13 protein-coding genes and 1 tRNA gene are annotated in these 12,960 nt (G+C 63.3%); 9 read left to right on the top strand and 5 right to left on the bottom strand.

Features of this window, described 5'->3' with window-relative positions; all coding sequences use genetic code 11:
• Positions 1-182: 182 nt before the first annotated feature.
• Together ACN6NG_RS22200 and earP are read right to left on the bottom strand one after the other, a co-directional pair.
• A complete protein-coding gene (locus tag ACN6NG_RS22200) occupies positions 183-755 on the bottom strand; it encodes an elongation factor P (RefSeq protein WP_016485440.1) in 573 nt (190 codons plus the stop codon).
• 48 nt (positions 756-803) lie between these two features.
• The gene (gene earP, locus ACN6NG_RS22205) at positions 804-1,937 is read right to left on the bottom strand and encodes an elongation factor P maturation arginine rhamnosyltransferase EarP (protein WP_169725107.1); all 1,134 of its coding nucleotides are present in this window, start codon (positions 1,935-1,937) and stop codon (positions 804-806) included.
• Between the two features lie 129 nt (positions 1,938-2,066).
• Here earP and ACN6NG_RS22210 point away from each other — a divergent pair, with 129 nt between their 5' ends.
• Complete coding sequence (locus tag ACN6NG_RS22210; protein ID WP_063425517.1) at positions 2,067-2,465, top strand: hypothetical protein; 399 nt, start codon at positions 2,067-2,069, stop codon at positions 2,463-2,465.
• A 2-nt stretch (positions 2,466-2,467) separates the two neighbouring features.
• The gene (locus tag ACN6NG_RS22215; RefSeq protein WP_063425519.1) at positions 2,468-2,938 is read left to right on the top strand and encodes a GreA/GreB family elongation factor; all 471 of its coding nucleotides are present in this window, start codon (positions 2,468-2,470) and stop codon (positions 2,936-2,938) included.
• Positions 2,939-3,052: 114 nt separating this feature from the next.
• On the opposite strand, the gene ACN6NG_RS22220 is transcribed toward ACN6NG_RS22215, so the two are convergent.
• On the bottom strand, positions 3,053-3,991 hold the full coding sequence (locus ACN6NG_RS22220) for a LysR family transcriptional regulator (protein WP_353456636.1): 939 nt from the start codon (positions 3,989-3,991) through the stop codon (positions 3,053-3,055).
• Between the two features lie 118 nt (positions 3,992-4,109).
• Between ACN6NG_RS22220 and ACN6NG_RS22225 the strand changes: the two genes are divergently transcribed.
• Positions 4,110-4,859, top strand: coding sequence for a 3-oxoacyl-ACP reductase family protein (locus ACN6NG_RS22225; protein ID WP_049274873.1), 750 nt, complete (start codon positions 4,110-4,112; stop codon positions 4,857-4,859).
• 121 nt (positions 4,860-4,980) lie between these two features.
• Here the strand turns inward: ACN6NG_RS22225 and ACN6NG_RS22230 are convergent, their stop codons facing one another.
• On the bottom strand, positions 4,981-5,862 hold the full coding sequence (locus ACN6NG_RS22230; RefSeq protein WP_063425526.1) for a LysR family transcriptional regulator: 882 nt from the start codon (positions 5,860-5,862) through the stop codon (positions 4,981-4,983).
• A 106-nt stretch (positions 5,863-5,968) separates the two neighbouring features.
• Here ACN6NG_RS22230 and ACN6NG_RS22235 point away from each other — a divergent pair, with 106 nt between their 5' ends.
• From ACN6NG_RS22235 to ACN6NG_RS22245, 3 genes are all read left to right on the top strand, one after another.
• Positions 5,969-7,141 (top strand): MFS transporter, encoded by a 1,173-nt coding sequence (locus ACN6NG_RS22235; protein ID WP_063425528.1) that lies wholly within the window; start codon positions 5,969-5,971, stop codon positions 7,139-7,141.
• Between the two features lie 113 nt (positions 7,142-7,254).
• Positions 7,255-7,635 carry a hypothetical protein gene (locus ACN6NG_RS22240; protein WP_016500947.1) on the top strand — a complete coding sequence of 127 codons (381 nt, stop codon included), beginning with the start codon at positions 7,255-7,257 and terminating at the stop codon, positions 7,633-7,635.
• An 87-nt stretch (positions 7,636-7,722) separates the two neighbouring features.
• The gene (locus ACN6NG_RS22245; protein WP_353456635.1) at positions 7,723-9,855 is read left to right on the top strand and encodes a TonB-dependent siderophore receptor; all 2,133 of its coding nucleotides are present in this window, start codon (positions 7,723-7,725) and stop codon (positions 9,853-9,855) included.
• Between the two features lie 83 nt (positions 9,856-9,938).
• On the opposite strand, the gene ACN6NG_RS22250 is transcribed toward ACN6NG_RS22245, so the two are convergent.
• Positions 9,939-10,028, bottom strand: a tRNA-Ser gene (locus tag ACN6NG_RS22250).
• 198 nt (positions 10,029-10,226) lie between these two features.
• On the opposite strand from ACN6NG_RS22250, the gene ACN6NG_RS22255 reads away from it, so the two are divergent.
• The 3 genes from ACN6NG_RS22255 (at position 10,227) to ACN6NG_RS22265 (ending at position 12,849) form a co-directional block, all read left to right on the top strand.
• The gene (locus tag ACN6NG_RS22255) at positions 10,227-10,916 is read left to right on the top strand and encodes a crotonase/enoyl-CoA hydratase family protein (protein WP_049274869.1); all 690 of its coding nucleotides are present in this window, start codon (positions 10,227-10,229) and stop codon (positions 10,914-10,916) included.
• A 178-nt stretch (positions 10,917-11,094) separates the two neighbouring features.
• Entirely contained in the window at positions 11,095-11,808 is a 714-nt protein-coding gene (locus ACN6NG_RS22260) for a lysophospholipid acyltransferase family protein (protein WP_353456634.1), read from the top strand.
• Positions 11,809-11,877: 69 nt separating this feature from the next.
• Positions 11,878-12,849, top strand: coding sequence for a magnesium and cobalt transport protein CorA (locus tag ACN6NG_RS22265; protein ID WP_024717731.1), 972 nt, complete (start codon positions 11,878-11,880; stop codon positions 12,847-12,849).
• Positions 12,850-12,960 lie beyond the last annotated feature (111 nt).

The following is a 12,960-nucleotide window of genomic DNA, read 5'->3' on the forward strand; positions in this document are numbered from 1 at the left end:
GGCCGGTAAGGCTAAAGATTATCTTCGGCTGCAATGGCCTCTTCGCAGCACAAGGCTGCTCCTACAGGGTGCTGAGTTAGCCATGGGTCATAGCCCGTCGGAGCAAGCATCGAGAACTGGCGAAAACACAGGCACAAAAAACCCGGCCGAGGCCGGGTTTTTTGTGCACATTGCAAGAAGAATTACTTCTTGGCACGGCCTTTGTACGAACCGCCTTCGCGGGTATCGATTTCGATCAGGTCGTCGATTTCGATGAAGTCAGCAACGCTGAGTTCAGTACCGTTTGCCAGCTTGGCAGGCTTCATGACTTTGCCCGAAGTGTCGCCACGAGCCGAACCTTCGGTGTAGGCAACCTTACGCACGATGGTGGTCGGCAGCTCTACCGATACCAGACGGTCTTCGAAGAACACAGCTTCGCAGATGTCTTCCATGCCTTCTTCGATGAACGGCAGAACGGCCTCGATGTCTTCGGCGTTCAGCTCGTACATGGTGTAGTCGGTGGTGTCCATGAAGGTGTATGTGTCACCGCTGATGAACGACAGGGTCGCTTCTTTGCGATCCAGGATCACGTCGTCCAGCTTGTCGTCCGCACCGTATACGGTTTCGGTCTTGTAGCCGGTCAGCAGGTTCTTCAGCTTGGTCTTCATGATCGCGCTGTTACGGCCCGACTTGGTGAACTCAGCTTTTTGAACCAGCCACGGGTCGTTGTCGATCCGCAGGACGGTACCGGGTTTCAGCTCTTTACCAGTTTTCATTACGAAGTATCCGAATCTGGATGGATTTATAAAAATCGAGGCCGCGTATCATAGCGAATTTCGGTAAAAGTGTACTAGCGCTGTGGCAAGGTCCAGCTGAGCGGCCTGTCGAACCGCCCACAGCCGGGCATGCTGTTGCAGTTCTGGCCAGTGCTCGCGGGCTGCCTGCCACGCCTGGCCCATGTCACGGTCCATGTTCCAGGCACGCCAAAGGCCGAGCAGGGCAGCATCGGCTTCATCTGACAGGCCGCGTCGATAATGCGCCAGAAACGCTTCGAGCTTTTCCCAGTGGGCGTTCTCGTCCTGCACATAGATGTGCCACAGCATCGGCTGCCCGGCCCACTGCGCACGCAAGAACGAGTCCTCGCCGCGCACCGCGTTGAAGTCGCAACTCCACAACAGCCGGTCGAAGTCGTCCTGGCTGACGAAAGGCAGCACCTGCACGGTCAGCGCCCCGCGCTTGCGCACACTGCCCACTGGCAGCAGCGCCTCGCCAAGCCACTGGCTCAGCCCCGCGACGATGCGCCCTTGCGGCACCAGCAGGTGGCAAGGTTGCGCGCCTGTGGCCAAGGCATCGAGCCAAGTGGCCAATTGCGGGTTTTCGTAGGCAAACAGCGAGAGCAGCAAGGCCCCCTGCTCGGGCTCTACACCAAGCCCCTGCAGAAACGACTGGCGTGCCTCGGCCGATTGCTGGAACGCGCCGCGCCGCGCCAGCAGCGAGCCCTCGCGCAGCAGCCCGCCGGTTTTCTCGGTAAAGCCGGGGAAGAAAAACACCTTGCGCAGGCCGTTGGGCTGCGGCGAAGGCAAGCCATGGCAGCCCTCCACCCAGTCCTCGGCGCTGAGGTATTCAAGGTTCAGCCACAGCGGCGGCGTGGCGCGGGCACGCATTGCCTCTACGTAAGCCGCCGGCAACTGGCACGCGAAGGCACCGATCACCACATCCGCCGGTGCCACCGGCAGCCAGGCCGCCGGCCACTGACGCACATCCACACCGTGCTGCCACTGCTGCGCAGCGCTGGCATCCGCCCCTGGGCACATGGGCGTGAATGCCTGCAGGTCGTCTACCCACAGGCGTACCGCCAAGCCATGCTCAGCCACCAGTTGCCGGGCCAGGCGCCAGGTCACACCGATATCGCCGTAGTTGTCGACGACACTGCAGAAAATGTCCCAGGTGGCTTTCATGCGCCCCTCCCGTTCTGGTGCAAAAACCGCGAATTCTGCGGATAAATTGTCGCCGACAAAAGCACCCGCACGGAAAAATGCCCAAGCGCATGCGACAATGCACCCGACCTACCCTGCCAGGAGGCTGCCATGGCCCGCCACCGTGAACTGAAAATCACCCTCAAGCCGCTGCCGTTGATTGTATGCGTTGCCTTTGGCCTGTGGCTGGGCGCCGTGGCCATTGCCGCGAGCCTGTGGCTGGCGCTGCAACTGTGGCCCCAGCAGGTGCAGCCGCTGGCCCAGGCCGTGGCCCCCAGCGTGTACCGGCCTGCCGCCCCCTCGGCGCCAGCCCCGGCACAAGACGCCCAAGCCGAGATGTTCGAGCACTACAAGGACATGCTGCGCAAACAGGAACTGCAACAGGCCGCCGAGGCCGCCCAGGGCAACCCGCGCAACCTCAACAGCCCCAAATGCCAGTTCTGGATGCAGCAGAACCGTACCGCCCCCACCGACAAAAGCCAGGCCAATGTGCTGGAGTTCTGCTACTGACCATGGACAAGACCCGCCTGCTGGCGCAGATCGTCGCCACCCTCGAGCATGACCTCGACGTGCTGACCCGTGCGGCGCAAAGCGCCTACGAAACTGCCACCGCCGAAGAGAACATTGCCGAGAACAAGTACGACACCCTGGGCCTGGAAGCTTCGTACCTGGCCACCGGCCAGGCCCGCCGCAGCGCCGAAATCCGCCAGGCGCTGCTGATCTACCAGCAATTGCTGCTGCGCGACCATGACCCGGCGCGTGGGGTGCAGATCAGCAACCTGGTGACCCTGGAAGATGAAGCTGGCGGGCAGCGCCGGTTGTTCCTCGGGCCTGAGGCGGCGGGGTTGAAGATTGGCGAGGGAGATGAGTTGGTGACCGTGATCACCCCGCGCTCACCGCTGGGGCAGCAATTGATGGGCAAGCGGGTGGATGATGAGGTGAGCCTGGGGGCGCAGGCATTGCTCATTACCGGTATTGCCTGATCGGGCCCTATCGCCGGCAAGCCAGCTCCTACAGGATTACCACAGGCCTGAATACTGTGGGGTCCCTGTGGGAGCTGGCTTGCCGGCGATAGGGCCCGGTCAGGCAATACACACCTAAAGGGTTTGCAAGGCATCGAACCGCCCCGCCAACCCCTGTTCGGCAAACTGCTCCACCACAAAATCGATAAACGCCCGGGTCTTACCCGGCATCAGCTTGTGCTCGGCAAAATACAGGCTGATATGCCCGTCATCCACGTACCAGTCCGGCAACACTCGCCGCAGCCGACCACCCCGCAAGTAAGGCACGGCAAACGGCAGGCTCACCAGGGCAATCCCCAGCCCCTGCTCGGCCACCGCGCAAGCCGCGTCCGAATCGCTCATGGTCATCGCCTGGCGCAGTTGCATCGGCTGTTGCACCTGCCAGCGGCTGGTCAATGGCCACGAGCGCACCCGCCCGGTCTGCGGTGAGCGGATCAGGATGCCATCGTGCCGCTGCAGCACCTGGGGGTCGTCAATCGGCGCGTGCCGCTGCAGGTAGGCCGGTGCTGCCACCAGCACCCGGTGGGCCGGGGTCAGCTTGCGCGCAACCACCCCCGGCGGCAGATCGAAACCACCGCCAATCGCTGCATCGAAGCCTTGGCCGATCAGGTCGACCTGGCGGTTGTCGAAATGCCAATCCGGGGTGATGGCCGGGTAGCGGCGCAAGAACTCGCCCAGCAAAGGCAACACATACAAACGCCCGAACACCGTGCCCATGCTCACCCGCAACAGCCCGGCTGGCTGGCCTTCGGCGCTGGCCAGGTTGGCCACGGCGTACTGGATAGTGCGGAAGCTGTCGCCGACCTCGCCAAGAAAACGCTGCCCCGCCTCCGTCAGGCTCAGCTTGCGGGTACTACGCTGGAACAACCGCACGCCCAGGCGCGCCTCCAGCTGGGCCACATGCTTGCCCACGGCGGCGGGCGTAATGCTCAGGCGCCTGGCAGCCTCGGCAAAACTGCCAACTTCGGCACTGCGGATGAAGCATTCCAACGCGTTGAACGATTCCACGGCCATGATTAGCAACCAAAGGTTTACTCTGCTGATAGTGATTGCCATCTTATCAGCAGGTAATCAAGCGCCGATACTTTGCCCATCCAAGGCATTTCGGCCTGGCTTCCAGCAGGAGATCAGCATGTCCAAGCAACTTTCACTCGAAGGCAAAGTGGCCCTGGTTCAGGGCGGTTCCCGCGGCATAGGCGCAGCCATCGTGCGGCGCCTGGCCCGCGAAGGTGCGCAGGTGGCCTTCACCTATGTCAGCTCCGCAGGCCCGGCAGAAGAGCTGGCCCGCGAAATTACCGAAAACGGTGGCAAAGCCCTGGCCCTGCGGGCCGACAGCGCCGACGCAGCCGCCGTACAACTGGCAGTGGATGACGCCGTGAAGGCCTTCGGCAGGCTGGATATCCTGGTCAACAACGCCGGCGTGCTGACGGTGGCACCGGTGACCGAATTCGACCTGGCCGACTTCGACCGCATGCTGGCGGTGAACGTGCGCAGCGTGTTTGTCGCCAGCCAGGCCGCAGCGCGCTACATGGGCCAGGGCGGGCGCATCATCAATATTGGCAGTACCAACGCCGAGCGCATGCCCTTTGCCGGTGGAGCGCCTTACGCCATGAGCAAGTCGGCGCTGGTTGGCCTGACCCGTGGCATGGCGCGTGACCTGGGGCCACAGGGCATTACCGTGAACAACGTACAGCCGGGGCCGGTGGACACCGACATGAACCCCGCCAGCGGCGAGTTTGCCGAGAGCCTGATCCCGTTGATGGCGATCGGGCGGTATGGCGAGCCGGAAGAGATCGCCAGCTTTGTGGCGTACCTGGCGGGGCCGGAGGCGGGGTATATCACCGGGGCAAGTCTGACCATTGATGGTGGGTTTGCAGCTTGATTTGATGGTTGCCTGTTCTGGCCCCATCGCCGGCAAGCCAGCTCCTACAGGATCACCACAGGCCCTGAACCTGTGGGGGGCCTGTAGGAGCTGGCTTGCCGGCGATGGGGCCAGACCAGGCTCAATCATTGCAGCCCAGATGCTGCTCCATCACCTCCAGAAACGCCCGGGCAGCCGGCGTAGGGCTGGAGGACCACACGGCATACAGGTGCCGCACCGGCGCATCTACCAACCGCGTCAGTGCCACACCGTCGAAACCCTGGGCCACCCGCTCCGGCACCAGGCCCACCGCCATGCCCCGCTGCACAAACTTTTCCACCAGGCGCACATGCCCGATCTCGAACTGCACCCGATGCTGCAACCCTGCGGCCTGAAACGCCTCATCCGTCTGCCGTCGCGCACCGGTGCCTTCGGGGAAGTCCACCAGCACTTCATCCGCCAGGTCGGCCAGTGCCAGCTGCCCGCGGCCGGCCAGCCGGTGATCAATCGGCAACAACGCCACCAGTTCTTCCCGGGCCAGCAAGCGATGCTGCACACCCTGCACCACCTCGCCCTGCCACAGGCCAATGAAGCCAACGTCCAGGCGCCGCTCGACCACATCGGCAACCAGCAATTCGCTCTTGGCGGTGATCCAGCGCACATCCACATCGGGGAATCGACCGTGGAACACTGCCAACAGGTCTACCAGGTCCAGCGCCGTGAGCGAGCTGATTTCACCAATCGCCAGCCGCCCACGCACCTGCCCGCAGGCCGCGGCCACGTCATCAGCAATGCGCCGGGCAGCCTCCACCGCTGGCCGGGCGCTGAGCACAAAGGCCTCGCCGGCAGGCGTCAGGCGCACCCGCCGCGAACTACGCTCGAACAGGCTTACGCCCAGTTGCGCCTCCAGCCGCGCCACCTGGTGGCTGAGCGCCGACTGCACCACATGGCAACGCTCGGCCGCACGGGTAAAACTGCCGGTATCGGCCACGGCGAGGGCGTATTCGAGCTGCTTGAGGTTCATCGATCTATCTGCTTTCAAGATGGATAAGTTGAAAACTATACATTGGTGTCATGCCTGACACTTCCTGATAATCGCCCCACTTACTACTGCCCGCCACGAGAACCGCATGAACGCCCCCACTCTCAGCCGCGCCCTGATCCTGCTGATGGCCACCGCCACCGGCCTGGCCGTGGCCAGCAACTACTACGCCCAACCACTGCTGCACAGCATCGCCCAGCAGTTCGGGCTGAGCACTGCCAGCGCCGGCAGCATCGTCATCGCCGCGCAGCTCAGTTATGGCGCCGGCCTGTTGCTGCTGGCGCCACTGGGTGACCTGTTCGAGCAGCGCCGGCTGATCACCGTGATGACCGCCATTGCTACCCTAGGCCTGGTGATCAGTGCCTGTGCGCCGAGCCTGCCCTGGCTGCTCCTCGGCACGGCGCTGACCGGGTTGTTCTCGGTGGTGGCGCAGATCCTCGTGCCCATGGCCGCGGCCCTCAGCGAGCCGCATCAGCGTGGGCGCGCAGTCGGCACGCTGATGAGCGGCCTGCTGCTGGGCATCCTGCTGGCACGTACCGCTGCCGGTTTCATGGCCGAGCTGGGCGGCTGGCGCAGCATCTATGTGCTAGCCGCTGTGCTGATGGCGATCACCGCCGTGGCGCTGTACCGCAGCCTGCCGCAGCACCACAGCCATGCCGGGCTGAAGTACCCGGCGCTGATAGGCTCGGTGTTCCGGCTGTTTATTGAAGAACCGGTGCTGCGCCTGCGCTCGCTGCTCGGCCTGCTGGCGTTCAGCCTGTTCGCCCTGTTCTGGACGCCCCTGGCGTTCCTGCTGACCAAGGGCCCGTACCATTATTCGGATGCGGCGATCGGCCTGTTCGGCCTGGCCGGTGCGGCCGGTGCGCTGTCGGCCAACTGGGCCGGGCGCCTGGCCGACCGCGGCAAGGGCGCGCTGGGTACTACCGTGGGCCTGGTGGTGTTGCTGCTGTCGTGGGTGCCGCTGGGCTTTGCCGAGCACTCGTTGCTGGCCCTGCTACTGGGTGTGCTGATGCTCGACCTGGCGGTGCAACTGGTGCACGTGAGCAACCAGAACGCGGTGATCGCCCTGCGCCCCGAGGCACGCACGCGGCTGAACGCCGGGTACATCACCTGCTACTTCATTGGCGGGGCGCTGGGGTCGTTGCTGGGCACGCAATTGTTCCAGCACCAGGGCTGGATGGGCATTGTGGTGGCGGGCCTGGTGATTGGCGGGCTGGCGTTGCTGGTGTGGCTTGTATCTGCCCGCAAAACCACCGTGTAACCCCTGTGCGCGGCAATGCACCACACTACCCTCCGTCGCATGGTCGTTGACTTGCCTGCCCGTGCAGCGCTCATTAGGCGCTGGTCAATGCCCTTTCCCGACAGGACGACGTTATGACAAGACTCACGGTGCAATCCGGCGATTTCTTGCAAGGTGAAGGCGAGTATCGCAATGGATCGCTCACACTCAAGACCCCGCGCAGCCCATCCCCGGGTGAGCGGATTTCCCTGGCCCGCATCAGCGACCTCAGGCTGGCCAGCCTGGAAACCAACCGCAGCCTGGGCAGCGCCCTGGGCTGGGGCGTCGCCGGGGCCCTGGTAGCCGGGCCGGTGGGGCTGCTTGCCGGGCTGTGGCTAGGCGGCAAGGAGCAAGAAGCCACCTTCCTGGCCACCTTCAAGGATGGGCGCAAGCTCATGGCCATTACCGACGGCAAAACCTGGTCGAAGATCGATGACAGCTGGCGCCAGCACAAGCGCCCCGCCAACCAGGGCTGAATATAGCGGGGCCTGGATCGTTTTATGCTGAAGGCGGCTGCTAAGATGCCGCCTTTTTCATGGCCTGTGCCCATCCAGGAGCCCCGCATGCCCCCGTGTCACCCCCGCCTGCCCCTGAGCCTGCTCAGCCTGGGCCTGGCCCTGCATTGCCCCCCTGTGCTCGCCGAAGACAGCGTGTTGCTGGCCCCACTGCAGGTGTCCGACACCTATGCCAATGACGGCTACCAGGCTCGCCAGGCAGCGGTGGGCAGCTTCCAGCCCGCGCCCTTGCTTGATACCCCTGCCGCCATCAGCGTGTTCAGCCAGCAACTGCTGGAAGACCGCCAGGTGCGCAAGCTCAGCGAAGTGCTGCAAAGCGATGCCTCGGTTGGCGAAAGCTACGCCCCCATCGGCTACTACGAAAACTTCAACGTCCGAGGCTTCGAGCTGAATGCCGCCAGCAGCTACCGCATCAACGGCCAGACCATCGCCGGCGAGCAGAACGTGGCCCTGGAGAACAAGCAGCAGGTAGAGCTGCTAAAGGGCTTGTCGGGGCTGCAAAGCGGTGTGTCGGAGCCGGGCGGCCTGATCAACTACGTAACCAAGCGCGCCGAGGATGTGCGCAGCGTGACGGTGTCGACCAGCGAACAAGGCGAACGCTACCTGGCCACCGACCTGGGCGGCTGGTTTGGCAGCGAAAAACAGTTCGGCCTGCGCGCCAACCTCGCCCATGAAGACATCCGCTCCTACGTCGACCACGCAGATGGCAAACGCGACTTCGCTTCGCTGGCATTCGACTGGCAGATCAGCCCGGATGCCACCCTGCAGCTGGATGCCGAATACCAGCACCGCGAGCAGCGCTCGGTGCCGGGTTATCAACTGCTGGGTGGCACCGAAGTGCCCCACGGCATCGACCCGGACGACCGCCTGGCTTACCAGGATTGGGCAAAGCCTGTGCAAAACGACTCGCTGAACCTGGGCGGGCGCTTCGAGTATCGCTTCAACGAGGCCTGGACCGGCACCTTGAGTGCCTCGCGCAGCAAGGTGGTGATCGACGATTACAGCGCGTTTGCCTGGGGTTCGAGCGAAGGCGCGTTCTTTGGCAGCAACGGCGACTACGACATCTACGACTTCCGCAGCCCCGACGACACCCGCCGCACCGATGAAGCACAGGCCATGCTCAACGGGCACTTCGATGCGCTGGGCGTGGAGCATGAACTGACCGTGGGCACCAGTGCGCAGCGGCGCACGCTGGATCAACGGCCGTACTACAACGAGTGGCTTGGTACCGGCAACATCTACACCGGCGCCCCCGCCTTCGACCCGTCCGACAAAGCTGTCGGCGCCAGCGAACGCCGGCTGGACAGCCGCCAGTACGGCCTGTTCGTCAGCGACCGCATCAGCTTCAACGAACAGTGGCAGACCGTGCTGGGCGCCCGTGAAGTGCGCCTGGATGAAAAGACCTGGGACGAGAACGGTGTTGCCGGGCGCCATACCCGCCAATACGAGTTGCTGCCCACTGCTGCACTTATCTACAAGCCGCAGCCAGACACCACGCTATACGCAAGCTACGCCAAGGGCCTTTCTGCCGGCGGCACGGCACCCTGGTTTGCCAGCAACGCCGCCGAAATCCTCGCGCCCACCACCTCACACCAACTGGAACTTGGCCTCAAGCACGACTGGCAAGGGGTGAGCTTCAGCGCCGCGCTGTTCCAGATCCGCCAGGCCTACCAGTACGCACGCCCGGACGGTGCTGGCAACTTCACCTACGTACAGCAGGGTCAGCAGAAAAACACCGGCCTGGAGCTGGGCGCCAGCGGCTGGGTGAGCCAGAACCTGCAAGTGCAGGCCAGCGCCGCAGCCATTCGTGCGCGGGTGAAAAACAGCGGTACCGATGCCTATGAAGGCCATCAGGCAATCAATGTGCCCAGGTTCCGGGCAGCACTGCACGCGCAATACTCGCTGCCGGTACCGGGCTTGGCACTGCTGGGCGGGGCGCGGTACAGCGCCAGCAAGTATGCGAGCCAGGCGGGGAACGTGGAGGTTGGCGGGTATACCGTGTTCGATGTGGGTAGCCGGTATCAGACGCGCATTGGCGGATATGACACGGTGCTGCGCCTGACCGTGGATAACGTGTTCGACAAACGCTACTGGCGCGATGTGGGGGACTACCTGGGGGATAACTATCTGTTCCAAGGCGCGCCGCGTACCGCTCGGCTTTCGGCTTCGGTCAACTTTTAAGATCTTGGGGCTGCAAAGCAGCCCCAACAGCCCAAAAACAAAAAGCCCCCGGGCTTTTCAGCGCGGGGGCTCTTCGTAGAATGTGGCGGTGAAGAAGGGATTTGAACCCTTGATACGATTTCTCGTATACACACTTTCCAGGCGTGCTCCTTCGACCACTCGGACACTTCACCGTTTCTCTTCAAGCCTTGCGGCCCGTCGAGGTGCGCTAATTTAGTGAAAGACATCCCCTTTGGCAAGCACTTTTTTCAAATTTTTCATGTATTTGCATTTGGACCGCGGTGAACACTGACCGACCAGTCAGCCTTGCTGCTTTACCTGGCCTCTGGCGCTGGGTAACGTCGTCGCCACGCCAACAAAAGGACTCTGCCATGAGCGAGCTGATTACCTACCACGCCGAAGACGGCATCGCCACCCTGACCCTGAACAACGGCAAGGTCAACGCCATCTCGCCAGACGTCATCACCGCCTTCAACGCCGCACTCGACCGCGCGATCGAAGACCGTGCAGTGGTGATCATCACCGGGCAGCCAGGCATCCTGTCGGGTGGTTACGACCTCAAGGTGATGACCAGCGGCCCGAAAGAGGCCATCGGCCTGGTCACTGCCGGCTCCACCCTCGCCCGCCGCCTGCTGTCGCACCCGTTCCCGGTGGTGGTTGCCTGCCCGGGCAATGCCGTGGCCAAGGGTGCCTTCCTGCTGCTATCGGCCGATTACCGCATTGGCGTCGAAGGCCCGTACAAGGTGTGCCTGAACGAAGTGCAGATCGGCATGACCATGCACCATGCCGGTATCGAACTGGCCCGCGACCGCCTGCGCCGCTCAGCCTTCCACCGCTCGGTGATCAACGCCGAGGTGTTCGACCCGCACGCGGCGGTCGATGCCGGCTTCCTCGACAAGGTGGTGCCTGCCGAGCAGCTGCAAGAAGCGGCACTGACGGCGGCGCGTGAATTGAAGAAGCTGAACATGCTGGCGCACAAGAACACCAAGCTGAAAGTACGCAAAGGCCTGCTGGAGGCGCTGGACAAGGCGATCGAGCTGGACCAGCACCATATGGGCTAGGCGCACCGGCCTCTTCGCGGGCACGCCCGCTCCCACACGAAAACCACAATCTTCAGGCATGTGGTAATCCTGTGGGAGCGGGCGTGCCCGCGAAAGGGCCGGCCCAGACCTACACCAAGGTTTGCCCGAATCAGTGCACACCCGTACACTCCGGCGACCGTCTGGTGTGAGTCGTACGATGCTTTATTCCTTGCGCATGCTTCTGCTGGCGCTGCATTTCCTTGTGGTTGGCGTCGTGGGCCTGGTCATTGGCCTGTGCCGCCCTTTCAACCCCGACAACAGCCGGGTATTCGCCCACCTCTACAGCCGGCCGGCCACCTGGCTAATGCGCATCAAGGTCAAGGCCGAGGTTGGCCCGCTGTGGGACCAGCCCCCCGGTTGCGTGATCATCGCCAACCACCAATCCAACTACGACCTGTTCGTGGTGGGCCAAGCGGTGCCACGACGCACCGTGGCCATCGGCAAGAAGAGCCTGGGCTGGGTGCCGTTGTTCGGCCAGCTGTTCTGGCTGGGCGGCAACGTGCTGATCGACCGCAAGAACAGCTACCAGGCCCGCAAGGCGCTGCAGGAAACCACCCGCGTGCTGCAGGATGACACCTCGATCTGGGTATTCCCCGAAGGCACCCGTAACCCTGGCGAACACTTGCTGCCCTTCAAGAAAGGCGCGTTCCACATGGCCATCGAGGCAGGTGTGCCGATTGTGCCGGTGTGCGTCAGCCGCTACACCACGCGCATGAACCTGAACAGCTGGCGCCAGCGCACGGTAGTAGTGCGCTCACTGCCGCCCATCGCCACCGCCGGCATGACCCAAAAGGACATTCCGGCGCTGATCGAGCAGTGCCGGGTGCAGATGCAGCAATGCATCGACCGCATGGAACACGAGCTGGCCTGAAGCGGGTTGCTCTTGGGCCGGGTACGGCCCAAGCTGTACCCCGTGTTCAACCGGAATAAGCGGGCAACCATGGGTCGAGTCGTGGCATCGGCGGTGTACAGCGCCGGCAGAAAGGTCACCAACATCAGCATCGACGAAGGCAGCGAGTGGGCGCGCAAGCCGGGGCACTTTGTGTGGATCGGCCTGGAAGAGCCCAACGCCGAGGAGCTGGCCAACCTGCAATGCCAGTTCAACCTGCACGAACTGGCCATCGAAGACGCCCTGGAAAAGCACAGCCGGCCCAAGCTGGAAACCTTCGGCGACGCGCTGTTCATCGTCACCTATTCGCCAGTGCGCCACGAAGGCAAGCTGGAGTTCATCGAAACCCATATCTTTGCCGGCAACGGTTACATAATCACCTGCCGAAATGGCCACTCCAAGTCCTACGCCCTGGTGCGCCAGCGCTGCGAGGCCCGGCCGCTGCTGCTGGAGCACGGTGAAGACTTTGTGCTGTACGCCCTGCTCGACTTCGTCACCGAGAACTACCAGCCGGTCAGCGAGGCCATTCATGGCGAGATCGAAGAGCTGGAACAAAGCGTGCTCGGCGGTTCGTTGCAGGAAGACGACATCCGCCGCCTGCACAGCCTGCGTCGCGACATCCTGCGCCTGCGCCGCTATGTGGCGCCGATGGTGGAAGTGAGCGAGGAGTTGCAGCGCCTGAGCTTCCCGTTTATCGACAAGAACATGCGCCCGTATTTTCGTGATGTGCAGATCCACGTGACACGGCAGATGGAAGACCTGGCCGGCATCCGTGACATCGCCAGCCAGACCATAGAGATCGGCATGCTGCTGGAGTCGTCACGGCAGAGCATCGTGCAACGCAAGTTCGCGGCCTGGGCGGCGATCCTGGCGTTCCCTACGGCGATTGCCGGGATTTACGGCATGAACTTTCAGAACATGCCGGAGCTGGGGTGGCACTATGGGTATTTCGGGGTACTGGGGGTAATCGTGCTGGGGTGTACGGGGTTGTTTGCCAGCTTCAAGAAGTCTGGCTGGCTCTGAAATTACTGGGGCCGCTTTGCGGCCCAATCGCCGGCAAGCCAGCTCCCACAAGGGCTCCACAGGCCTCCCAGGCAGTGCAATCCTGTGGGAGCTGGCTTGCCGGCGATTGGG

It is taken from the genome of Pseudomonas sp. TSO6, from assembly GCF_056098905.1.